24 protein-coding genes, 1 other RNA gene and 1 pseudogene are annotated in these 20,659 nt (G+C 71.6%); 20 read left to right on the top strand and 6 right to left on the bottom strand.

What is annotated here, in order from left to right; genetic code table 11:
* Positions 1–5 precede the first annotated feature (5 nt).
* Positions 6–2,180 (bottom strand): two-component system response regulator, encoded by a 2,175-nt coding sequence (locus E0493_RS02200; RefSeq protein ID WP_160935602.1) that lies wholly within the window; start codon positions 2,178–2,180, stop codon positions 6–8.
* A 451-nt stretch (positions 2,181–2,631) separates the two neighbouring features.
* On the opposite strand from E0493_RS02200, the gene E0493_RS02195 reads away from it, so the two are divergent.
* The 6 genes from E0493_RS02195 to E0493_RS02170 all read left to right on the top strand — a co-directional run bounded on the left by E0493_RS02195 (position 2,632) and on the right by E0493_RS02170 (position 8,594).
* Positions 2,632–3,321: a glutathione S-transferase family protein gene (locus E0493_RS02195; protein WP_160935292.1), complete on the top strand. Its 690-nt coding sequence runs from the start codon at positions 2,632–2,634 to the stop codon at positions 3,319–3,321.
* A 70-nt stretch (positions 3,322–3,391) separates the two neighbouring features.
* On the top strand, positions 3,392–4,450 hold the full coding sequence (locus E0493_RS02190; protein ID WP_160935291.1) for an SPASM domain-containing protein: 1,059 nt from the start codon (positions 3,392–3,394) through the stop codon (positions 4,448–4,450).
* Positions 4,447–5,715, top strand: a complete 1,269-nt coding sequence (locus E0493_RS02185) for an ABC transporter substrate-binding protein (protein WP_160935290.1) — start codon at positions 4,447–4,449, stop codon at positions 5,713–5,715. The genes E0493_RS02190 and E0493_RS02185 overlap by 4 nt, the downstream gene beginning before the upstream one ends.
* A 10-nt stretch (positions 5,716–5,725) precedes the next feature.
* Positions 5,726–7,405, top strand: coding sequence for an ABC transporter permease (locus tag E0493_RS02180; RefSeq protein WP_160935289.1), 1,680 nt, complete (start codon positions 5,726–5,728; stop codon positions 7,403–7,405).
* Positions 7,402–8,049: an ATP-binding cassette domain-containing protein gene (locus tag E0493_RS02175; RefSeq protein ID WP_160935288.1), complete on the top strand. Its 648-nt coding sequence runs from the start codon at positions 7,402–7,404 to the stop codon at positions 8,047–8,049. The genes E0493_RS02180 and E0493_RS02175 overlap by 4 nt, the downstream gene beginning before the upstream one ends.
* Positions 8,050–8,108: 59 nt before the next feature.
* The gene (locus tag E0493_RS02170) at positions 8,109–8,594 is read left to right on the top strand and encodes a cupin domain-containing protein (RefSeq protein ID WP_202396856.1); all 486 of its coding nucleotides are present in this window, start codon (positions 8,109–8,111) and stop codon (positions 8,592–8,594) included.
* Between the two features lie 19 nt (positions 8,595–8,613).
* Here E0493_RS02170 and thiE read toward each other — a convergent pair whose 3' ends face one another.
* The 3 genes from thiE to E0493_RS02155 all read right to left on the bottom strand — a co-directional run bounded on the left by thiE (position 8,614) and on the right by E0493_RS02155 (position 10,754).
* Positions 8,614–9,282: a thiamine phosphate synthase gene (gene thiE / locus E0493_RS02165; protein ID WP_160935286.1), complete on the bottom strand. Its 669-nt coding sequence runs from the start codon at positions 9,280–9,282 to the stop codon at positions 8,614–8,616.
* Entirely contained in the window at positions 9,282–10,205 is a 924-nt protein-coding gene (locus E0493_RS02160) for a class I fructose-bisphosphate aldolase (RefSeq protein WP_160935285.1), read from the bottom strand. The genes thiE and E0493_RS02160 overlap by 1 nt, the downstream gene beginning before the upstream one ends.
* Before the next feature lie 63 nt (positions 10,206–10,268).
* A complete protein-coding gene (locus tag E0493_RS02155; protein WP_160935284.1) occupies positions 10,269–10,754 on the bottom strand; it encodes a hypothetical protein in 486 nt (161 codons plus the stop codon).
* A 127-nt stretch (positions 10,755–10,881) separates the two neighbouring features.
* Here E0493_RS02155 and E0493_RS02150 point away from each other — a divergent pair, with 127 nt between their 5' ends.
* The 5 genes from E0493_RS02150 to E0493_RS02130 all read left to right on the top strand — a co-directional run bounded on the left by E0493_RS02150 (position 10,882) and on the right by E0493_RS02130 (position 13,086).
* A complete protein-coding gene (locus E0493_RS02150; protein ID WP_160935283.1) occupies positions 10,882–11,160 on the top strand; it encodes a hypothetical protein in 279 nt (92 codons plus the stop codon).
* A gap of 2 nt (positions 11,161–11,162) precedes the next feature.
* Positions 11,163–11,489: a cell division protein ZapA gene (locus E0493_RS02145; RefSeq protein WP_160935282.1), complete on the top strand. Its 327-nt coding sequence runs from the start codon at positions 11,163–11,165 to the stop codon at positions 11,487–11,489.
* Between the two features lie 9 nt (positions 11,490–11,498).
* A non-coding RNA gene (ssrS, locus tag E0493_RS02140) (6S RNA) lies at positions 11,499–11,654 on the top strand.
* Complete coding sequence (locus E0493_RS02135) at positions 11,641–12,258, top strand: 5-formyltetrahydrofolate cyclo-ligase (protein WP_160935281.1); 618 nt, start codon at positions 11,641–11,643, stop codon at positions 12,256–12,258. Before ssrS ends, E0493_RS02135 begins: the two co-directional genes overlap by 14 nt.
* A gap of 6 nt (positions 12,259–12,264) precedes the next feature.
* A complete protein-coding gene (locus E0493_RS02130) occupies positions 12,265–13,086 on the top strand; it encodes a TIGR00282 family metallophosphoesterase (RefSeq protein ID WP_160935280.1) in 822 nt (273 codons plus the stop codon).
* A 158-nt stretch (positions 13,087–13,244) separates the two neighbouring features.
* Here E0493_RS02130 and E0493_RS02125 read toward each other — a convergent pair whose 3' ends face one another.
* The gene (locus E0493_RS02125; protein ID WP_160935279.1) at positions 13,245–13,670 is read right to left on the bottom strand and encodes an organic hydroperoxide resistance protein; all 426 of its coding nucleotides are present in this window, start codon (positions 13,668–13,670) and stop codon (positions 13,245–13,247) included.
* 134 nt (positions 13,671–13,804) lie between these two features.
* On the opposite strand from E0493_RS02125, the gene E0493_RS02120 reads away from it, so the two are divergent.
* Positions 13,805–14,257, top strand: coding sequence for a MarR family winged helix-turn-helix transcriptional regulator (locus tag E0493_RS02120; protein ID WP_160935278.1), 453 nt, complete (start codon positions 13,805–13,807; stop codon positions 14,255–14,257).
* A 53-nt stretch (positions 14,258–14,310) separates the two neighbouring features.
* On the opposite strand, the gene E0493_RS02115 is transcribed toward E0493_RS02120, so the two are convergent.
* Positions 14,311–15,348 carry a mechanosensitive ion channel family protein gene (locus E0493_RS02115; protein ID WP_160935277.1) on the bottom strand — a complete coding sequence of 346 codons (1,038 nt, stop codon included), beginning with the start codon at positions 15,346–15,348 and terminating at the stop codon, positions 14,311–14,313.
* A gap of 215 nt (positions 15,349–15,563) precedes the next feature.
* On the opposite strand from E0493_RS02115, the gene E0493_RS02110 reads away from it, so the two are divergent.
* From E0493_RS02110 to E0493_RS02075, 8 genes and pseudogenes are all read left to right on the top strand, one after another.
* Positions 15,564–16,313: a YebC/PmpR family DNA-binding transcriptional regulator gene (locus E0493_RS02110; protein ID WP_160935276.1), complete on the top strand. Its 750-nt coding sequence runs from the start codon at positions 15,564–15,566 to the stop codon at positions 16,311–16,313.
* Between the two features lie 17 nt (positions 16,314–16,330).
* Positions 16,331–16,837, top strand: coding sequence for a crossover junction endodeoxyribonuclease RuvC (gene ruvC, locus E0493_RS02105; protein WP_160935275.1), 507 nt, complete (start codon positions 16,331–16,333; stop codon positions 16,835–16,837).
* A complete protein-coding gene (gene ruvA, locus E0493_RS02100; RefSeq protein ID WP_160935274.1) occupies positions 16,834–17,457 on the top strand; it encodes a Holliday junction branch migration protein RuvA in 624 nt (207 codons plus the stop codon). The genes ruvC and ruvA overlap by 4 nt, the downstream gene beginning before the upstream one ends.
* Positions 17,458–17,470: 13 nt before the next feature.
* The gene (gene ruvB / locus E0493_RS02095; protein WP_160935273.1) at positions 17,471–18,496 is read left to right on the top strand and encodes a Holliday junction branch migration DNA helicase RuvB; all 1,026 of its coding nucleotides are present in this window, start codon (positions 17,471–17,473) and stop codon (positions 18,494–18,496) included.
* Positions 18,493–18,927: a YbgC/FadM family acyl-CoA thioesterase gene (locus E0493_RS02090; RefSeq protein ID WP_160935272.1), complete on the top strand. Its 435-nt coding sequence runs from the start codon at positions 18,493–18,495 to the stop codon at positions 18,925–18,927. Before ruvB ends, E0493_RS02090 begins: the two co-directional genes overlap by 4 nt.
* Before the next feature lie 101 nt (positions 18,928–19,028).
* Complete coding sequence (gene tolQ, locus E0493_RS02085; RefSeq protein ID WP_160935271.1) at positions 19,029–19,748, top strand: protein TolQ; 720 nt, start codon at positions 19,029–19,031, stop codon at positions 19,746–19,748.
* Positions 19,749–19,752: 4 nt separating this feature from the next.
* Complete coding sequence (gene tolR, locus E0493_RS02080; protein ID WP_160935270.1) at positions 19,753–20,256, top strand: protein TolR; 504 nt, start codon at positions 19,753–19,755, stop codon at positions 20,254–20,256.
* Between the two features lie 22 nt (positions 20,257–20,278).
* Positions 20,279–20,659, top strand: a pseudogene (locus E0493_RS02075) (hypothetical protein); the annotation flags it as partial.

The raw sequence follows: 20,659 nt of genomic DNA, 5'->3' as shown, positions 1-20,659 counted from the left end.
CTCCCTCACACCTGCGGGTGCGGCGCCGCCAGGGAAGTCGCCGAGACCAGTCCGGCCTGCACCAGGCGGGCGAAGGCCTCGGCGGGTATCGGGCGGCTGAAGTAGTAGCCCTGCACCTCGTCGCACCCCTCGGCGCGCAGGGCCTCCAGCTGCGCCTCGGTCTCCACGCCTTCCGCCACCACCTGCAGGCCGAGCGTATGCGCCAGCTCGATGATGGTGCGGACGATGGCCGCGCTGTTGGGCTCGTCGATCATGCCGCCGACGAAGGACTGGTCGATCTTCAGCCGGTCCACCGGAAAGCTCTTCACATAGCTGAAGGAGGAGTAGCCGGTGCCGAAATCATCCACCGAAAGATGGACGCCACGGTCCCGAAGGCTCTGGAGGGTCGCCGCCATTTCCTCTCCCTGGTTCATCAGGATGCCCTCGGTCAGCTCGAGCTCCAGCAGCCTGGGATCCAGCCCGCTTGCCTCCAGGGCAGCCAGTACCATGGCAGGGACGTCCTGGTGGCGGAACTGCACTGGCGACAAGTTGACGCCCATGCGCAGGCGCGGCAGCCCGGCGGCACACCATGCGGCCGCCTGTCGGCAGGCCTCCCGCATGACCCATTCATTGATCGGCCCGATCAGCCCCGTCTCCTCCGCCACCGCGAGGAAGGCCCCGGGGGTGACCAGCGCCCCGTTCCGGTACCACCGCAGCAGGGCCTCGGCGCCAACGATCCGCCCGCTGCACAACTCGACCTGCGGCTGGTAGTGCAGCACCAGCTCACCACGGGCGAGGGCCTGGCGCAGGTCGGCCTCGATCTGCATGACCTGGCGCGCATGGGCTTCCATTGGCGCGGCGAAGAAGCGCCAGCCGTTCCGGCCTTCCGCCTTCGCCCGGTACATCGCGAGGTCGGCATTGCGGAGCAGCTCGTCCGCCTCCGCGCCGTCGCGCGGGTGCAGGGTGATGCCGAGGCTCGCGCTGACCGAGAGAATATGGCCCTCGCACTGAAACGGGGCGGCGAGGGCGGCGATCACCCGCTGGGCGAGTTCCGCCGCCTGCTCCGGGCCGGCGATCTCCGTCTGCAGAATGGCGAACTCGTCGCCGCCCAGCCGGGCGAGGGTCTCCCCCGGCTGCAACGCCTGCAGCAGCCGCTGCGTCACGCTGCGCAGCAGCGCGTCGCCCATGTGGTGGCCGAGCGCGTCGTTGACCGCCTTGAAGCGATCCAGGTCGAACAGCAGCAGGGCGAAGAAATGGTCGCCCCGGCGGCCGCGGGCCAGCTCGCGGCGAAGCCGCTCGTCGAGGCCGATGCGGTTGGGCAGGCCGGTGAGGGCATCGTGCTGCACCATGTGGCCGAGGCGCCGCTCGGCCTGCTTGCGCTCGGTGATGTCCACCGCGGTGGTCAGCACCGCCACCATCTCCCCGCGGGCGTTCCGCAGCGGCGCCTTGCTGGTGAGAAAGCTGCGGGGCGAGCCGTCCGGCCCGGTCGCCTCCTCCTCGCGCTCCGGCAGTGGCTCGCCGCTGCGAAACACCAGCCGGTCCAGGGCGCGGTAATGCGCCGCCCGCTCCGGCCCGAACAGCCGCGACAGATCGTGCCCCACCAGAGCCTCGGGGGTGGCGCCGGCGAAGCGGGCCTGCATGGCGTTGACGAAGACGCAACGCCCCTGCCGGTCAGCGGCGCTGATCAGGGCGGGCACGGTATCGATCACCTGCGCCAGCGCCTGCCGGCTGTCCCGCAGCAGCTCCTCGCGCGAGCGGTTGGTGTCCTCCAGCTCCTGCTGCAGCGTGGCGGCACGGCGCTGGATGATCTGCTGCTGCTGGCGCATCCGCAGCAGGTTCCGTGCCCGCGTGAGGAATTCGCAATGATCCACGGGGCTCAGGAGGAAGTCGGTCGCGCCGGCCTCCAGCGCCTCCAGCCGATAGGAACGGTCGCTATAGGCGGTGATGACGATCACCGGGACGTCCGCCGCCGTGGGGTCGTCCTGCAAGGCGCGCAACCGGCGCGTGAACTCGGCCCCGTCCATCCCGGGCATCCGGAAGTCGGTCACCACCAGATCGGCGCCATGCTCCCGCAGCCAGTTCAGCGCCAGCGCCGGGTCTCCGAAGGCCTGCACCTGGATGTCCCGGTCCAGCGACTGGGCAAGGCGCGAGAAAATGTGCCGGTTCGTCGTCCTGTCATCCAGGATCAGGATTGTCGCCATCACGCTTCGCAGCTTGCCTGCGCCCGGTGTTGCATTTCTTGCACCCTAACAGGAAAGTTTGAGCTGCACCTATTTTCGATCCGCAAGATAGTCTGACCGCCATGCTGATGCACGGAATCTCACGCATGGCGCGGTGAGGCCCCGGCGCCATGGCAAGGCTTTCGGCGGGGCTGCCTTGTGGCGCCGCATCCCGCGCCCTAGCGTCGGCACAAACCAGGGGGAGAGGCCGCCATGGCCAAGCTGCACGACCGGTTGGCTCCGGAGGGACATGGGACGGCCGCACGCATCGCGGGTGCGGCGGTGGCCTGCCGCCCGCACGCGCCGGGCGTCGCCCGGGAAGGGCGGCTTCGGCCCGCGATGCGTGGGGCGCTTCGCGCAACGCCGCGCTCCGTTCCCGGGCAACGGCGCCGGCCGGTGACCGGGCCCGCCAGCCGCCAGGGGCGCTGACCCGATGGCGCGCGTGCTCTACGAGCTGGCCGGCACGGATCCGGCCCGCCGCTTCAGCCCTTATTGCTGGCGTTCCCGCATGGCGCTGGCGCACAAGGACCTGGAGGCGGACTACCAGCCCTGGCGCTTCACCGAGGCTGAAAGCCTGGCCTTCTCCGGCCAGGCCAAGGTGCCGGTGCTGCGGGATGGCGAGCGGGTGGTCTTCGACTCCGGGGCGATCGCCGAGTATCTGGAGCGGATCTATCCCGACCGGCCGGCGCTGTTCCCCGGCACGCCCGAAGCCAGCCGCTTCATCGTGGCCTGGGCCGACACGGTGCTGAACGCGCATCTCGTCAGGCTGATCGTGAGCGACATCCCGCAATGGCTGGGCGAGGGCGAGCAGGCCTATTTCCGTTCGAGTCGCGAAGCCCGGTTCGGCAAGCGGCTGGAGGAAGTGACGGAAGGGCGCGAAACCCGCCTGCCGGCCTTCCGGGCCGCCCTGGAGCCCCTGCGCGCCACGCTGCGGGAACAGCCCTTCCTCGGTGGCGAGGCTCCGGCCTACGGCGACTATGCGGTTTTCGGCGGCTTCCAATGGGCGCGGGTGGTCTCGCCGCTGGTGCTGCTGGAGGCCGACGACCCGGTGGCCGGCTGGCGCGAGCGGATGCTGGACCTCTTCGGCGGCCTGGCGCGCGCCACCCCCTCCTGCGGAACGTGATCGGCGGCCTGCCGCTGCGGCGGCGGGCCGGCACCCTACATTCCCCGCACGTGCCGCCGCGAGGAGCCTCATGGAATCGATCTACTGGGTGGCCTGCTGGGCCTGCCACCGCAAGTGCCGCCACTGCTATGAGGCGCGTTTCCGCCCCTACGTGCGGGAGGCGCTGGAGGCGGTGGTCGCCGAGGCGGAGCGCAACAGCCGCCTGGTGCTGGAGAACCTCCCGCCGCGCCTGACCTACCGCGAGGCCGCTCCGGCGGATGGCGAGCGGCCGGAAAGGCCCGCCCGCATCATCCTGGCCGGCGGCGAGGCGCTGCTGGACCGCGTGCGGCAGCGCGTGACCTATCCGATCCTCGAAGGGCTGCGGGCGCGCTATGCGGAGCAGGGCGGTGTGAAGGTCATCGTGCAGACCACGGGCGACCTGCTGACGCCCGCCATCATTCGCGAGTTGCTGGCGCGCGGGGCCTGGATGATTTCGGTGGCCGGGCTGGACGACTTCCATGTCGGCATGGAGGGCGCCGAGCGGCAGGAGGCCTGGCGGCAACGGCTCTCCGCGATGATGCGGGCCGAGGGAATGCAGCCCGCCGGTATCGCCGTGCAGAACCGCAGCACGCTGGAGCGGGAGGAGCCGGTCTTCTCCTTTTTCGGCGCCACGCCGGAAAGCTGGATCGGAAAGCTCTGGCCCCGGGGCCGCGCCTGGGAGAACGGCCTGTCCTCCGCCACCCTGGCCGACAACTTCTGCAACCGCTGGTCCGGCGGGCTGAACTTCCTGCGCCATGGCGAAGCCGGCGCCGAGGTCTCCATCGAGCCGGACGGCTCCGTCTATCCCTGTTGCCTGAAGACGCGTGTGCCGCTCGGCAACCTGACCGAGGAGCCGTTGCTGGAGATCCTGGAGAGCCTGCGCGACGACCCGGCCTTTGCGGCGATCAGCCGCGGCGAGCCGGAGCGCATGGGCCTCGCGGATGGCTGGTCGGCTGAGGATTTCATCGCCCGATCCCATACGGTGACGCCGCAGGGGAAGCCCTACGCCAACCTCTGCATCGGCTGTGACCGGTTCCACGAGGAGGTGCTGGGGGAGCGGGTGGCGGCCGCGCGCGCGGCGCGGCACGCCCGCCGTGCGGTGGTCGCATGAGGCTGCAGCGCCGCGCGCTGGCGCCGGTGCTGGCCGGCCTCGCCGCCGCCCTGCGGCCCGCCACCGCGGGAGCCGCCAACGCGACCGACGTGCCCGCCGCCCCGCCTCGGGAGGATGTGCCGGCCGCCGCACCCTGGGAGCGGCTGTTGCGCCGCGCCGCCGGTCAGTCGGTGAACTTCCATGCCTGGGCCGGCGATGCCCGCACCAACGCCTTCATTTCCTGGACGGCGGACCGGATGGAGGCGCTGCACCGCATCCGGCTGCGCCATATCCGCCTGCGCGACACGGCCGAGGCGGTGGCGCGGGTGGTCGCCGAGCGGGCGGCGGGGCAGGATTCGGGCGGCGCAGTGGACCTCGTCTGGATCAACGGCCCGAACCTGCTGGCGATGAAGCAGCAGGGCCTGCTGCGGCGCATCGCCGACGACCTGCCGAACTTCGCCCTTGTGGACACCACGGGAAAACCCGCCACCGTCACCGACTTCACCGTGCCGGTGGAGGGGCTGGCCTCGCCCTGGCGAATGGCGCAGGTGGTGTTCATCCATGACGCGGCGCGGCTGCCGGAGCCGCCGCGCACGATGCTGGCCATGGCCGACTGGGCGCGCGCCCACCCCGGCCGGCTGACCCATCCCAACGCACGGGACTTCCTCGGCGCCACCTTCCTCAAGCAGGCGCTCTACGAAATGGTGCCGGACCCCGCCGCCCTGGCCCGTCCGGCGACCGAGGCCACCTTCACCCTGCTCGCTGCGCCCCTCTGGGAATGGTACCGCGCGCTGCGGCCGCATCTCTGGCGGCAAGGGCGCACCTTTCCCGAGAGCGGCCCGGCGCAGCGCAACCTGCTGAATGACGGCGAGATCGACCTGATGATTTCGTTTAACCCCGCCGAGGCCGCGGCGGGCATCGCCGACGGCCTTCTGCCGGAGACCACGCGGAGCTACGTGCTGCAGGGCGGCACCATCGGCAACTGTTCCTTTGTGGGCATCCCCTTCAACGCCGCCCAGCCGGAGGCGGCCATGGTGGTGGCGGATTTCCTGCTCTCGCCGGAAGCCCAGGCCGAGGCAGCGGACCCGCGCAAGCTGGGCAGCCCCACCGTGCTGGACCTCGACCGCCTCAAGCCTGGCGACCGGCAGCGTTTCGACGATCTTCCGCGCCTGCCAGGGATGCTTGGCCCTGCCGCGCTCGGCCAGCCTCTCCCGGAACCCCATCCGAGCTGGATGACACGCCTCACCGCCGATTGGGAGCGCCGCACGGCAGGGGGGGCGCGCTGAGGAGGGGGCGGTGCGGCTGCCGGCCTGCCTCCCCGTGCTGCTGCTGGTCGCCGCGGTGCTGCTGCCGGTGCTTGCCGGGCTGGCGGGAACGCTGCTTCCGGCCTTCGGCCACCTTCCGGCGCTTGGTGCGGTGGGCTGGAGCCTGGATCCCTGGCGCCGCCTGCTGGACGAACCCGGCCTTGCGGCGGCGCTGCGCCTGACGTTGGTCAGCGGCTTCGGCGCCACCGCCCTCGCGCTGCTCTCCGTTGCGCTGTTCTGCGCCGCCTTCCATGACCGGCCACTGTTCCGCCGGGCGCAGCTCTGGCTGGCGCCCTTGCTGGCCACCCCGCATCTGGCGATGGGCGTCGGCTTCCTGGCGCTGGCGGCGCCCAGCGGGCTGCTTGTCCGGCTGCTCGCCCCCTTGCTGGGCCTCGACCGGCCGCCGGACCTTGCCACGGTGAATGATCCCTGGGGGCTGGCGCTGCTGCTTGGCTTGGCGCTGAAGGAGGCGCCCTGGCTACTGCTGGTCAGCCTCGCCGCGTTGAACCAGATCCCCGCCGCCCGGCTGATGGCCACCGCGCGGCTGCTCGGCCAGCCAGCGCCGGTGGCCTGGCTGAAGGTGGTCTTTCCGCTGGTCTACCGGCAGATCCGGCTGCCGCTCCATGCCGTGCTGGCCTACTCCCTCGGAACGGTCGAGATGGCGCTGCTGCTCGGGCCAGGCAGTCCGCCGCCGCTCGCGGTGCTGCCGGTGCGCTGGTTCCTGGACCGCGACCTCGGCATGACCTTTCCCGCCGCGGCGGCAGCTACCCTCCTGCTGGTCCTGACGCTGGCCGCCATCCTGCTCTGGGAAGGGGCCGCCGCGCTGGCGGGCCGGGCGGGCCGCCGCTGGGCCGCCTCCGGCGTCGCCGCGGGCGCGCGGCTGGTCCGGCTGGGTGGATGGTTGCTGCCGCTCCTGCTGCTGCTGGCGCTGGGCAGCCTGGGCGCGGTGCTGCTCTGGTCGGTGGCCGGACCCTGGCGCTTTCCCGACCTTTGGCCTCGCCGGCTTGATTTCGCCACCTGGGCGGCCCATCGCGAGGGGCTGCTGGCTCTCGCCGAAGCCACCCTGCGGGTGGCGCTGCCCGCCACCGCCCTCGCGCTCGCGCTGTCCGTGGCGGCGCTCGAGGCGGTGGCGCGGCACGGCCGCGCCGCCTGGCCATGGCTGCTTGGCCTGAGCTACCTGCCCCTGCTGCTGCCGCAGACCGCCTTTCTCCTCGGCCTTCAGGTTCTGCTGCTGCAACTCGGCCTCGACGGCGGGCTGCCGGCGGTGCTCTGGGCGCACCTGGTCTTCGTGCTGCCCTATGTGCTGCTGGTGCTGGCCGCGCCATGGGAGGCGCTCGACCCGCGGCTGGCGCGCAGCGCGGCGGCCCTCGGGGCGGGGCCGCTGCGCATGCTTTGCATGGTGAAGCTGCCGGTTCTGCTGAGGCCGCTGCTGGCGGCGGCGGCCGTCGGGGTGGCGGTCAGCGTCGGGCAGTACCTGGCCACCCTGTTCGCCGGCGGTGGCCGCTACGCCACCCTGACCACCGAGGCGCTGGCGCTGGCCTCCGGGGGTGACCGCCGGGTGCTCGGCGTCTTCGCCGCGCTGCAGGCCGGCATTCCGCTGGCCTGCTACGCCCTGGCGCTGCTGCTGCCGCGCTGGCTGTGGCGGCGCCGCGCGGGGTTGCGCGCCGCATGAGCGGGCTGGCCTTGCGCGACGTGGTGCTGCGGCTGGATGGCCGGGCGCTGTTCGCGCCGCTTTCCCTGGAGGTTGCGCCGGGCGGCGTGGTGACGCTGATGGGCCCGAGCGGCTGCGGCAAGTCCAGCCTTCTTGCCTGGCTGTGCGGCACGCTGGACCCGGCGCTGGCCGGCCAGGGCAGCGCCTGCCTGGACGGTATGGACCTCGACGGGCTGCCCCCGGAGCGCCGCCGCCTCGGCATCCTGTTCCAGGATGACCTGCTGTTCCCGCACCTTTCGGTCGGGGGCAACCTGGGCTTCGGGCTGCGCCCTGGCCTGCCGCGCGCCGAGCGCCGGGCGCGCATCGAGGCAGCGCTGGTGGAGGCGGAAATGCCGGGCTTCGCGGCGCGCGACCCGGCGAGCCTTTCCGGCGGCCAGCGGGCGCGGGTGGCGCTCATGCGCGTGCTGCTGGCCGAGCCGCGCGCCCTGCTGCTCGACGAGCCCTTCAGCCGGCTGGACGCGGCGCTGCGCGGCCGCTTCCGCCGCTTCGTGCTGGACCACGCCGCGGCCCTCCGCCTGCCGGTTCTGCTGGTGACGCATGACCCCGCGGATGCCGAGGCGGCGGGTGGACCGGTGCTGCACCTGGCCTCCCTGGCGACGCCTTGAGCGCAACCTCGCCTTGTGCCTGACCGTTCTCCCTGCGAACAATGCAAGGAGATTCGTTTTTGCAAGCAGAGAATGTCTGGCTGGAAGGTCAGCCGGATGCCCCCAACAACCCGCGCCTGCCTGTCCGGATCCACCGCTGCGTGCTGCCGCCAGGCGAGCCGGAGGCGGCGGAGTTGCTTTTCGCCAGCAATGGCTGGCCTCCGGCCTGGCGCGACGGCATCTTATCCTATGTCCATTTCCATTCCACCGCGCACGAGGCGCTGGCGATCGCCCGCGGCGAGGTGGCGGTGCGGCTGGGCGGCGAGGCGGGGCAGGACTTCGTGCTGAAGGCCGGCGACGTGGTCATGCTGCCGGCCGGCACGGGCCACCAGTGCCTGGAGGCCAGCGACGACCTTCTGGTGGTCGGCGCTTATCCCGCGGGCCAGCGGCCGGACCAGCACCGCGCCATCGTGGAGCAGTCGGCGGAGCTTCGCGCCCGCATCGCCCGCCTGCCGGACCCGCCGAGCTGCCCGGTCACAGGGGAGGCCGTGCCACGCCGGCCCTGAGCATTCCTGGTGAGCGCCCTCAGGCTTCGGCGATCGCCGCATCCATGGCCCGGACGCCGGCGGCGGGACCTTCAGGATGGTTCCAGACGGCGCCCACGACGGCGAGGAAGTCGGCCCCCGCCCGTACCAGCGGCGCACAGTTCTCCGCCGTGATGCCGCCGATGGCGACGCAGGGCAGTTCAAACATCTCCGACCACCATTCCAGCAGCCCGACCTCGGCCTTGTGCTCGACGGCCTTGGTGCTGGTCGGAAAGAAGGCGCCGAAGGCGACGTAATCGGCGCCCACCTCGCCGGCCTCCATGGCCAGGTGGCGGCTGCCGTGGCAGGTGACGCCGAGCGTCCGGTCCGGCCCCAGCAGCTTGCGGGCGGCGGCATGGCTGCCATCGGTCTGGCCGAGATGCGCACCGTCGCAGCCGGTCTGGACGGCGAGGTCGGCACGGTCGTTCAGCAGGAAGGCGACCTTGCGGGCCTGCGCGACGGGGCGCAGCACGTCGATGGCGCGGCGCAGCGCGTCGTCGTCGGCATCCTTCAGGCGGAGCTGGAGGGCGGCGACGTCTCCGGCGTCCAGCGCCCGTCCCAGATCGTCCGCGAAGCGGGCGGGATCCAGGGCGGGGGGCGTGATCAGGTAGAGGCGGCAGCGGGCTTCCCCGCCGCCGCCATGCGCATCCGCCTTGGCGGACGCCGGCATCAGTTGGACGACTTGTAGACGGCAACGATGTCGGACAGCAGCTTCAGCGCCTCTTCCTTCGGGCGCTGGAAGGTGTTGCGGCCGATGATCGAGCCGTTGCCGCCGCCGGCGTGGATGCCCTTCGCCATCTCGACGATGGACTCCGCCGTGCCGGCCTCGCCGCCGGAGAACACCACGATGCGGCGGCCGCCGAAGCAGGCCTGCGTGATGTGCTTGATGCGGCCCGAGAGCTGCGAGATGTCGGGAACCGGCGACTTCTCGTAGGTCTTCTTGGCGGCGTCGAGCGAGATCGCCTCGGTCGGCGGCTTCACCTTGATGATGTGGGCACCGAGCAGCGCGGCCATGTGCGCGGCGTAGGCGCAGATGTCCAGCGCCGTCTCGGCGGTCTTGTCGAGGTTCGGGCCGCGCGGATAGGACCACACGACCACGGCGAGGCCGGCCGCCTTGGCCTCCTCGGCCAGCTCGCGGAGTTCCTCCATCATCTCGAACTGGTACTCGGAGCCCGGATAGATGGTGAAGCCGATGGCCGAGCAGCCGAGGCGCAGCGCGTCGGAGACGGTGCCGGTCACGGCCTGGTCCTTGGTGGTGGACAGGCTGTTCGAGCTGTTCACCTTCAGGATGGTCGGGATGGCGCCGGCATAGGTGGCGGCCCCGGCCTCGATCATGCCGAGCGGGGCGGCATAGGCGGAGAGCCCGGCCTCGATCGCCAGCTCGAAGTGGTAGCGCGGGTCGTAGGCGGCGGGGTTGGGAGCGAAGCTGCGGGCCGGGCCGTGCTCGAAGCCCTGGTCCACCGGCAGGATCACCAGCCGCCCGGTGCCGCCGAGCTTGCCCTCCATCAGGATGCGGGCGAGGTTCGCCTTGGTGCCCGGGTTGTCGCTCTCATACCAGGAGAGGATTTCCTTCACGCGTCGCGTGAGCTTCATGGTGGTTCCTTCCGTATCGGCGCGGTGTCCGGGCTTTAGCCGAGGCTTACCGTGCTGTCACCATCACCCCCCTGGTTCTTCTTCCTTCATCCAGCGGGCCAAACGGAGATGTGTGCGGTAAGGCTCCCCCCTGTCCGGCCCAAGGTCGAGCGCAGGAGGCGGGGAGGGCCAGAGTTCGGTCCCCAGTGCCTGCGCCACGGCGGCCACGCTGCCGAAGGCGGGGCATTCGGGCTCCAGGACCACCACCGGCACGCCGCCCCGCAGCCCCGCCAGCGCGAGCCCCGGCGCGCCGCGGCAGTCGAGAACCGGCAGGGCTCGGGGCAGGGGCAGGGGCAGGCGCGGCCGTGCCTCGGGCGTGGCCTGACGCGTTCCCTCCGCCACCATTTCCAGGAAAAGCGGTGCACCGAGCCAGCGGGCCGCGCCTGGGGGCGAGAGCAGGGGCAGGGGTGCGGAGCGGCCGGCCGCGCGCGCCGCCCGCAGCGCCAGCGCGACCTGCGCGGCGCTCCGTACCACCACACCCCGCACCTCTGGCGGCCGAAGGGCAATCATGCAACTCTTCCAAGATGTTTCCGCGACTATGGCGCAGCCATTGGACCCTGCGTGGCGTTGACCCTGGCGGCGCCCGCCGCGTAAAGCCTCTGACAATGAATGGCATGGCGCGAGCAAGGGCGGCAGCATGAGCGAGAGCGTAGGCGAGGCGGCGGCCCGGCTGGAGCAGGCGGTGGAACGGTTGGCGGCGGCCCTCGCGGCTCGCCCACCCCAGTCCGCTGGCGTCTCCCCGGAGGCCGTGGCCGCGCTCTCGGCGCGGCTGGATGAAACCCTGGAACGGCTGCGCGGCGCCCTGGCCGAGATGGAAGGCGCTGCCGCCCCGCAGGACCCGGGCTTCATGACCTCCGAATCGGATGCGCCGGACGATTCTGCCATGCCGGATGACGTTAGCAGCGAGGAGAGCTGAGCTTGGGCCAGGTCACGGTTCGCGTCGGCGGCTACACCCACCCCGTCTCCTGCGAGGATGGGCAGGAGGGGCACCTCATCGCACTGGCGGCGGATGTGGACCGCCGCGTCTCCTCCATCCGGGCGATGGGCGGGCAGTATGGCGAGAGCCGGCTGCTGCTGCTGGCCTCCCTGCTGCTGGCGGACGAGATCCACGACCTCCGGGTCGAGCTGTCGCGCGCCCGCTCCATGCCGCCGCAGGGCGCGGCGGCCGATCCGCGGCTGGCCGATCGGCTCGGCCGCATCGCGGAGCGCATCGAGGGCATTGTCGCGTCGCTCGGCCGTTCCTAAATATGCGCCGCGGAGCTGCCCGGTGCGTCAGGCAATTTATCCCTGGGGCCAATAAGCATCCTCCGGGAGCTGGCTCTGGCCGGATCTTGGTCCGGCTACCTGGTGCCCACCTGCTAACGCAGGCCTTAGGAGGATAAAAACGCCAACGGCCATGGCGGCTCCGCACGCAACCTCCCCCGATCCCTCCGCCGATCCGCCGTCGCTCGCCGCCTCCAAGGCCGCGCTGCGCCAGGCGGCGCTTGCGGCGCGCGATGCCTTCGCACCCGAGGGCGCACCCGAGGGCGCCGCCGAGGCGCTCGCGGCCGTGGTGCTGGCCGCTTGTCCGCCAGCGCCCGGCGCCGTGGTCGGCGGGTTCTGGCCGATGGGCGGGGAGATCGACATCCGCCCGTTGATGCGTCGGCTGGAGGCGGCCGGCCACGTGCTGGGGCTGCCGGTGACGCCGCCGCGCGGGAGCCCGCTCGTCTTCCGCCGCTGGCGCATCGGCGAAGCGCTGGTGGCGGGGCGCTTCGGGACCTCCGTTCCGGCCGAGGGGGAGGCCGTCGCGCCGGACTTCCTGCTGGTGCCGCTGCTCGCCTTCGACCGGCGTGGGATGCGCCTTGGCTATGGCGGGGGCTATTACGACCGCACCCTTGCCGGTCTGCCTGGCGCCCGCGCCATCGGCGTCGCCTATGCCGTGCAGGAGGTGCCCGAGTTGCCGGTCGGCGCGCACGACCAGCCCCTCGCCGGCATCGCCACCGAAACCGGCTTCATTCCGACCAACAAAGGATAGATCGCGTTGCGGATCCTGTTTCTGGGCGACGTGGTTGGCCGCACCGGCCGCGACGCCCTGACCGCCGAGCTGCCCGGGCTGCGGGCCCGCCTGAAGGCCGACCTCGTGGTGGTGAACGCCGAGAATGCCAGCCACGGCTTCGGCGTCTCGCCCGAGATGGTGCGCGCCTTCCTGGCCGCCGGGGCTGATGTGCTGACCCTCGGCAACCATTCCTGGGACCGCAAGGAGATCATCGGCTTCATCGACGGCGAACCACGGCTGATCCGCCCGCTGAACTATCCGCCCGGCACGCCGGGGCGCGGCGCCACCATGGTCGAGGTGCCCGGCGGCCGCAAGGCGCTGGTGCTGAACGTGATGGGCCGTCTCTTCATGGAGCCGCTGGACGACCCCTTCCGCGGCGCACAGGCGGAACTGGCGCGGTACAGCATGGGGGCCGGCGGCAGCGTGCAGGCCATCGTGGTGGACATCCACGCCGAGGCGACCAGCGAGAAGATGGGGTTCGCGCACAGCTTCGACGGCCGGGTGAGCCTGGTGGTGGGCACCCATACCCATGTGCCCAGCGCCGACCACCGCATCCTGGAGAACGGCACCGCCTACATGACCGATGCCGGAATGTGCGGCGACTACGACAGCGTGATCGGCATGCAGAAAGGGGGCGCGGCGCTGCGCTTCTGGCGCAAGGTGCCCGGCGAGAAGCTTGCGCCCGCCGAAGGACCGGCGACCCTTTCCGGGGTCTTCGTGGAAACCGACGATGCCACCGGGCTGGCGCGGCAGGTGGCGCCGGTCCGGCTGGGCGGCCAGCTCGCGCCGGCCATGCCCGAATTCTAGCGCCCTGGCCGCGAGGTCCGTCCCCACCCACGAAGGCGGCGGGCCGGCCGGCCACTGAAAACAGGGCCTGGTGCCATGGTCCCGAGGTCCTAAGGACGTCGCGATCCGGACACCCGGCGCGCGTGGGGCGGCCATGAGCCACCCCACGCTCGCTCCCGTCAGACGACGGTCAGGCCCACATCCACATTGTTCCGGGTCGCGTTGGAGTAGGGGCAGATCTGGTGTGCCTTCTGCACCAGCGCCTCGGCCTGGGCGCGCTCGATGCCGGGCAGCGAGACCTTCAGGTCGGCCGTGATGCCGAATCCGCCCGCGGAGCGGGGGCCGATGCCCACCTTGGCCGTCACGGTCGCATCATCCGGCACGCGGATCTTCTCCTGCGCGGCGGCCGCCTTCATGGCGCCAAGGAAGCAGGCCGCATAGCCGGCGGCGAAGAGCTGCTCGGGGTTGTTGCCGGTCCCGCCCGCGCCGCCCAGTTCCTTCGGGGTGGAGAGCTTCACGTCGAACGCGCCGTCGGCGGTGCGGGAGCGGCCGTCGCGACCTCCGGTGGCGGTGGCCTCGGTGCTGTACTTCACGTCCACGGACATCGGTATCTCCTTTGCAGTGAGGCGCCGGCTTCACGCCCGCGCCATTCAGTTGCGGACATTTAAATAGGACACAATATAATTGCTTGCAAGGATAAACTGCCCTAGAACCTGCCTTGAGGGGAGCTGGAGCTTCGATGACGGAAATCCCGGGCTGTGGCCGGTTGGAGGACAACCTGTGCTTCGCCGTCTATGCCGCGAACCACGCGTTCACCGCCGCCTACAAGCCGCTGCTGGAGCCTTTTGGCCTGACTTACCCGCAGTATCTGGTGCTGCTGATCCTGTGGGAGCGGGAAGGGCAGACGGTGAAGGAGATCGGCGGCCGCCTGCATCTGGACTCCGGGACCCTGACCCCCCTGCTGAAGCGCATGGAGGCGAATGGGCTGGTGCGCCGCGAGCGCGATGCGGCCGACGAACGGCAGGTCCGCATCCGGCTGGCCGGGAGAGGTATCGCGCTGCGGAGCGCGGTCGCCGGGATCAGGGACAGGCTGGCCTGCACGCTGGATGAGGCGGAGGAGGCGATCGGCGCCCTCCGGGATGCGCTGGCCACCTTGACCGGCCGGCTGCGAGGCGCCGGAAGCGCGGGCTAAGGCGCGGCGCGCGCTCCTGTTCCTGCTTCGCCCTCCCGGCGGCGCGCCGGCGATCATTCCGCGGCCCTTTCCTGCTCGGGCCGGCCTCCGGGGCGTGCCTCCGGGCGCAATGCCTCGAAGCGCGGCCGTTGCGTCTGCCCGGAGGGCGCGGGCCAGCCCTCGCGCTGCTTGCCGCGCCGCCCGTCGAGTTCGTCGGTCTGGTCGTGCAGCAGGTGCACCTGGGTTTCGAAGGGCATGTCTATTCCGGCGCCGTCGAGCGCGTACTTGACGGCTTCCACCACCCGCGACCGGGTGTGGATGCGGTCGTGGCGGCGCGGGTCGGACCACCAGAAGATCCGCAGCGCCACCTGGTAGGCGGCGAGATCCTGCACCAGTACCTCAGGGGCGGGCTCGGCCTCCACCCCCTCCAGGCCGTGAATGGCCTTCAGGATGACGCCGCGCGCGGTGCGGATGTCGTCGCCATAGCCGATGCCGACGTCAAACTGCGAGCGGCTCTTGGCGAAGGCGGTATTGACCAGCACCGCGTTGGTATAGACGTCGCTGTTGGGCACCAGCACCATCCGCGAATCATAGGTGCGGATGGCGGTGACCCGCGCCTCGACATGCTCCACCGTGCCCTCGAAGCCGTTGATGACGATCTGGTCGCCGGGCCGGAAGGGCTGGCGCAGCAGGATCAGCACGCCGGCCAGCCAGTTCTGCAGGATATCCTTGAAGGCGAAGCCGATGGCCACCGACCCGACCCCAAGCCCGGCGACGAGGTCGCCCGGGTTCAGCGAGGGCAGCACGATGGTGATGGCCAGCAGGCCGCCGGCGATGATGAGCGCGAGCTTGAGGAAGCCGCCGAGCACCGCGCCGAGGTTCTCGCGCCGCCTTGCCACGGCCCAGTGGTTGAAGCTGCGCTGGGTGATGCTGCCGAACAGCCAGAAGAGGCCGAGGACCAGCGCCGCCACGATGATGTTCGGCAGCAGCACGATCAAGCCGTCGAGCCATCCCTCAAGCTTTGCCTGAAGCCCGTCGACCGAGGCGCTGATCTGTTCGGCGGCGCTGCTGCCTGCCCCCGACGGGAGTGCTTGGGCGAAGGCGTCGGGCATGGTTGCGCTCCTGATGGCGGGCTCGCCTGCCTGACCGGGGGGAGGCGCAGGGAGCGGCGATGCCTGGAGAATGGCCTCGGGCCGCGGAAGGTTGCCGCGCCCGCCCGGCGCCCGCCCGGCGCCCGCGGCGGAAGGCGCCCCCTCGCGTCCGGGCGCGCGGGAGGCTATAGCTCCGCGACAGCCCGGAACATCACGAGAATACCGGAGAGCAGCGCGTGGCCGGCCATTCCCAGTTCAAGAACATCATGCACCGGAAGGGCGCGCAGGACGCCAAGCGGGCGCGCATCTTCGCCAAGCTGATCCGCGAGATCACGGTGAGCGCCCGCCAGGGCCTGCCCGACCCGGCCTCGAACCCGCGGCTGCGCTCGGCGGTGCAGGCGGCGCGCGTCGCCAACATGACCAAGGACACCATCGACCGCGCCATCAAGAAGGCGACCGGCGGGGCGGGCGGCGAGGACTATGTCGAGGTGCGCTACGAGGGCTATGGCCCCGCCGGCGTCGCCATCATCGTCGAGACGCTGACCGACAACCGCAACCGCACCGCCTCCGACATCCGCTCGGCCTTCTCCAAGTATGGCGGGGCGCTGGGCGAGACCAACTCGGTGGCCTTCCAGTTCGAGCGGCTGGGCGCGGTCCGCTTTCCCGCCGCGGCGGGCAGCGCCGACGAGGTGCTGGAGGCCGCCATCGAGGCCGGTGCCGCCGATGTCGAGAGCGGCGAGGAAGGCCACGAGATCCGCACGGCGGTCGAGGACCTGTTCACTGTCCGCGACGCGCTGGAGGAGAAGTTCGGCCCGGCGGAGAGCGCCAAGCTGGAATGGCGCCCCGGCGTCACCGTCGAGCTGGACGAGGACCAGGCGCGCACCGTGCTCAAGCTGGTGGACGTGCTGGACGAGCATGACGACGTGCAGGCGGTGACGGCGAATTTCGAGGTGCCCGAGGCCGTGCTGCAGAAGCTCTCGGCCTGAGCCGCATGTCCGGGGGCATGGTGCGCCTTCTCGGCCTGGACCCCGGGCTGCAGCATACCGGCTGGGGGGTGGTGGAGAGCAGCGGCAACCGGCTGCGCCACATCGCCGACGGGGTGATCTCCACCACCACCGATCTCTCCCTGGCCGACCGGCTCTGCCAGATCCACCGCGCGCTCAACACGCTGATGGACCTCTGGAAGCCGGATGAGGCGGCGGTGGAGCATACCTATGTCAACAAGAACCCCGGCGCGGCGCTGAAGCTCGGCCAGGCGCGCGGCGTGGTGCTGCTGGCGCCTGCCTTGGCGGGGCTTCCGGTCGCCGAGTACCAGGCGATGGAAGTGAAGCGCGCCGTGGTCGGCACCGGGCATGCCGAAAAGGAGCAGGTGGCCGAGATGGTGCGCCGCCTGCTGCCCGGCGCCACGCTGAAGCGGGCCGACGCCTCCGACGCGCTGGCGGTCGCCATCTGCCACGCGCATCACCGCTCAACCCGCGTGGCCCTCGCGAAAGGCCGCGTTTCCGCATGATCGGCAAGCTCACCGGGAAGCTGGACACCCCGTTCGAGGGCGGCTGCATCTTCGACGTGAACGGCGTCGGCTACCTCGTCGCCTGCTCGGCGCGGACGCTTTCCGCCCTGCCGCAGCCGCCGGCCACCGGCGCGCTGCTGGTGGAGACAGTGGTGCGGGAGGACGCCATCATCCTCTACGGCTTCGCCGAGGCGGCCGAGCGCGACTGGTTCCGCCTGCTGACCGGCATCCAGGGGGTTGGGCCGAAGCTGGCGCTGGCGCTGCTCTCCACCCTTTCGCCCGCCGACCTCGCCCGCGCGCTGATGGCGGGCGAAAAGGGCGCGCTGAGCCGGGCGCCGGGCGTCGGCGCCAAGCTCGCCATCCGCCTGATCTCCGAGTTGCGCGACCGCGTCGGCGCCATGCCGACCGGCCCGGCCTTCGCCGCCGGCATCGCCGCCGCGGCGGCGGACCTCGCCCCCGGCGACCGCGCCACGGCGGACGCCATCTCCGCCCTGACCAACCTGGGCTGGAAGCGGCCCGAGGCTTCGGCGGCGGTGGCGCGCGTGGCCGAGCGGGCCGGGGAGGGGGCGGGGCTCGAAACCCTGATCCGCGAGGCGCTGAAGGAACTGGCGCCGCGATGAAAGTGCCCCAGCCATGAGCGAGCGCATCGCCGATCCCCATCGCAGCGAGGAGGACGCCGCCGAGGCCACCCTCCGGCCGCAGACGCTGGACGACTTCACTGGCCAGAAGTCGCTGCGCGAGAACCTCGCCATCTTCATCCAGGCGGCCAAGGCGCGCGGCGAGGCGCTGGACCATGTGCTGCTGCACGGCCCTCCTGGCCTCGGCAAGACCACCCTGGCGCAGATCGTCTCGCGCGAGCTGGGTGTCGGCTTCCGCGCCACCTCCGGGCCGGTGCTGCAAAGGGCCGGCGACCTCGCCGCCATCCTGACCAACCTGCAGCCGCGCGACGTGCTGTTCGTGGACGAGATCCACCGGCTGCAGCCGGCGCTGGAGGAAACCCTCTACCCCGCGATGGAGGATTTCCAGCTCGACCTAATCATCGGCGAGGGGCCGGCGGCGCGCACCGTGCGGATCGACCTGCCGCCCTTCACGCTGGTTGGCGCCACCACCCGCGCCGGCCTGCTGGCGACGCCGCTGCGCGACCGCTTCGGCATTCCGCTGCGCCTGCAGTTCTACACGCCGGAGGAGTTGCTGCTGATCGTCCGGCGCGGTGCGCAGAAGCTTGGCTTCGCGCTCACCGAGGAGGGCGCGGAGGAGATCGCCAACCGCTCGCGTGGCACGCCGCGCATCGCCGGGCGCCTGCTGCGGCGGGTGCGGGACTTCTCGCTGGTGTCGGGCCACAAGGCCGACCGCGCCATGGCGGACGGCGCGCTGAATCGGCTGGAGGTGGACGGCAAGGGCCTCGACTCGATGGACCGCCGCTATCTCCGCCGCATCGCCGAGCACCATCATGGCGGCCCGGTCGGCGTGGAGACGCTGGCCGCCGCCCTGGCCGAGGGGCGGGACACGCTGGAGGAGGTGGTGGAGCCCTACCTCATCCAGGAAGGCTTCGTGCTGCGCACCCCGCGCGGCCGCGTGCTGGGCGACCCGGGCTGGCGGCACCTGGGGCTGGCCCCGCCGGCCGGCTCGCAGCCGGACCTTCTCGGGGGCGGCTTGTGACAAAGGGTTTCCCTTGGCCACACCGCTTTCCCGTCCGGGTTTATTTCGAGGACACCGATGCGGGGGGCATTGCCTACCATGCCACCTATCTCAGATGGGCCGAGCGGGCGCGGACAGAATCTTTGCGTGCCATAGATTTGCCGCATCAACTTATGATTCAGGATTACGCTTCATTGCTCGTGGTGCGGCGCATCGAAGTGGAGTATGTGGCGCCCGCCCGCCTTGATGAGCCGCTGATCGTGGAAACCTCCGTGTGCCGCCTGCGCGGCGCGTCGGTGGACCTCGACCAGGTGGTGCGCGAGGAGGGCGGCGGGGTGAAGGCGTCGCTCAAGGTCGGGTTGGTCTGCGTGCGCGCCGAGGGAATGCGCCCGGTGGCCATTCCGGAGCCCTGGCGGAGCGCGCTCCGTGATGCGCTGGGGCAGGGCGCCTGAGGCTTCGCCGGAGCGCGGCGCCCTGGCGGCACTGCCTCGCCGGCGCCCGGAACGAGACGTGAGGCCCCGCGCGACTGCCGGGGCGATTGAAGGAGAATGCCGTGGGTGAGAGCGTGAGTGCGTCCAACCTCGGTCAGGTGGCGCACGACCTTTCCCTCTGGGGTCTGTTCCTGCAGGCCGACTGGGTGGTCAAGCTCGTCATGCTGGGCCTGTTGCTGGCCAGCATCTGGGTCTGGGCGATCGTGTTCGAGAAGCTGACGACGCTGCGCCGGATCAACCGCGCCGCCGACGTCTTCGAGGATCGCTTCTGGTCCGGCGGCAGCCTGGACACGCTGCACCAGCAGGAGGGCGAACGCCCGACGCATCCCCTGGCTGCCGTGTTCGGCGCGGGCATGCGGGAGTGGGAGCGCAGCGCCGCCCGCCCGGCCGGCAGCGAGGTTTCCGTCGCCGGCGTGCAGATGCGCGCCGAGCGGGCGATGAACATCGCGATCCAGCGGGAGATGGACCGTCTGGAGCGCTGGATGGTGTTTCTGGCCTCGGTCGGCTCGGTGGGACCGTTTGTCGGCCTGTTCGGCACGGTCTGGGGCATCATGAACAGCTTCGCGGCCATCGCCGGCATGAACAACACCAACCTCGCCGTGGTGGCGCCGGGCATCGCCGAGGCGCTGTTCGCCACCGCCATCGGCCTGGTCGCCGCCATTCCGGCGGTGCTGGCCTACAACAAGGTCAGCACCGACCTGGCGCGCTTCGCCGCGCGGCTGGAGGGCTTCGCCGCCGAGTTCGGCGCCATCCTCTCCCGCCAGGCCGACGAGCGGGCCTGACGCCATGGCGATGTCCACCGGCGGCAACGGCTCCAGGGGCAATGGCCGGCGCGGACGCTACCGCGCCATGGCCGAGATCAACGTGACGCCGCTCGTCGACGTCATGCTGGTGCTGCTGATCATCTTCATGGTCGCGGCGCCGCTGATGACGGTCGGCGTGCCGATCGACCTGCCCAAGACCAGTGCCCAGGCCCTGAACCAGGAAACCGAGCCGCTGACCATCTCGGTCAACGCCGAGGGCAAGATCTTCATCCAGGAGAGCGAAGTGCCGCTGGAGAACCTGGTGGCGCAGCTCCGCGCCATCCTGGGCGCGCAGCCGGCGGGGCAGCCGGAGCGGCGCATCTTCGTGCGCGGCGACCGCGGCATCACCTACGGCCGCGTCATGGAGGTGATGGGCACCGTCTCCGCCGCCGGCTTCACCAAGGTGGCGCTGCTGGCCGAGCAGCCCTCGGGAAAGCCCGCCGCCATGGGCGCCGCGCGCGCGGCGCCGGCACAGACGCGGCGCTGAGAGAGGCTTCGGCAGGATCATCATGGCCCCGCACGGCCTTCGTTTCTGGGGCGGCTTCTCGGCGGCACTGCACGTGCTGCTCGGCGTGCTGCTGCTTTTCAAGTTGCCCGGCCGCGACATTCCGCCGCCGCAGGAGGCGATCCCGGTCGAGCTGGTGACGCCGGATCAGCCGCAGCTTGCGCAGGCACCGAGCCCGGCGCCCAATGCGGCTCCGCCCAAGCCCTCGGCGGAACCCGAGCCCACCACGGACGCCCCGGCGACACCCGAGCAGCGGCCAACGCCGCCCTCGCCGCCGCCTCCGCCGCCGCCGCCTCCGCCCGCGCCGAACCCGACGCCCGCGCCGCCGCCGCCCACGCCACCCGTGCCGAACCCCGCGCCACCGGCGCCGATGCCGGCCCCCGTG

The sequence above is a fragment of the Teichococcus coralli genome, from assembly GCF_009829925.1.
Classification (GTDB): Bacteria; Pseudomonadota; Alphaproteobacteria; order Acetobacterales; family Acetobacteraceae; genus Pseudoroseomonas; species Pseudoroseomonas coralli.
The sequence above is the reverse complement of the archived record's forward strand: the minus strand, read 5'-3'. Positions and strand labels throughout refer to the sequence as shown.

Coding starts and splice junctions, on each gene's coding strand:
- E0493_RS02155 (WP_160935284.1), bottom strand. CDS start 10,754: ATGATTGCCCTTCGGCCGCCAGAGGTGCGGGGTGTGGTGGTACGGAGC.
- E0493_RS02185 (WP_160935290.1), top strand. CDS start 4,447: ATGAGGCTGCAGCGCCGCGCGCTGGCGCCGGTGCTGGCCGGCCTCGCC.
- E0493_RS02135 (WP_160935281.1), top strand. CDS start 11,641: ATGGCGGCTCCGCACGCAACCTCCCCCGATCCCTCCGCCGATCCGCCG.
- thiE (WP_160935286.1), bottom strand. CDS start 9,282: ATGCCGGCGTCCGCCAAGGCGGATGCGCATGGCGGCGGCGGGGAAGCC.
- ruvB (WP_160935273.1), top strand. CDS start 17,471: ATGAGCGAGCGCATCGCCGATCCCCATCGCAGCGAGGAGGACGCCGCC.
- E0493_RS02120 (WP_160935278.1), top strand. CDS start 13,805: ATGACGGAAATCCCGGGCTGTGGCCGGTTGGAGGACAACCTGTGCTTC.
- E0493_RS02200 (WP_160935602.1), bottom strand. CDS start 2,180: ATGGCGACAATCCTGATCCTGGATGACAGGACGACGAACCGGCACATT.
- E0493_RS02160 (WP_160935285.1), bottom strand. CDS start 10,205: ATGAAGCTCACGCGACGCGTGAAGGAAATCCTCTCCTGGTATGAGAGC.
- E0493_RS02190 (WP_160935291.1), top strand. CDS start 3,392: ATGGAATCGATCTACTGGGTGGCCTGCTGGGCCTGCCACCGCAAGTGC.
- E0493_RS02115 (WP_160935277.1), bottom strand. CDS start 15,348: ATGCCCGACGCCTTCGCCCAAGCACTCCCGTCGGGGGCAGGCAGCAGC.
- ruvA (WP_160935274.1), top strand. CDS start 16,834: ATGATCGGCAAGCTCACCGGGAAGCTGGACACCCCGTTCGAGGGCGGC.
- ruvC (WP_160935275.1), top strand. CDS start 16,331: ATGGTGCGCCTTCTCGGCCTGGACCCCGGGCTGCAGCATACCGGCTGG.
- E0493_RS02175 (WP_160935288.1), top strand. CDS start 7,402: ATGAGCGGGCTGGCCTTGCGCGACGTGGTGCTGCGGCTGGATGGCCGG.
- E0493_RS02195 (WP_160935292.1), top strand. CDS start 2,632: ATGGCGCGCGTGCTCTACGAGCTGGCCGGCACGGATCCGGCCCGCCGC.
- E0493_RS02125 (WP_160935279.1), bottom strand. CDS start 13,670: ATGTCCGTGGACGTGAAGTACAGCACCGAGGCCACCGCCACCGGAGGT.
- E0493_RS02150 (WP_160935283.1), top strand. CDS start 10,882: ATGAGCGAGAGCGTAGGCGAGGCGGCGGCCCGGCTGGAGCAGGCGGTG.
- tolR (WP_160935270.1), top strand. CDS start 19,753: ATGGCGATGTCCACCGGCGGCAACGGCTCCAGGGGCAATGGCCGGCGC.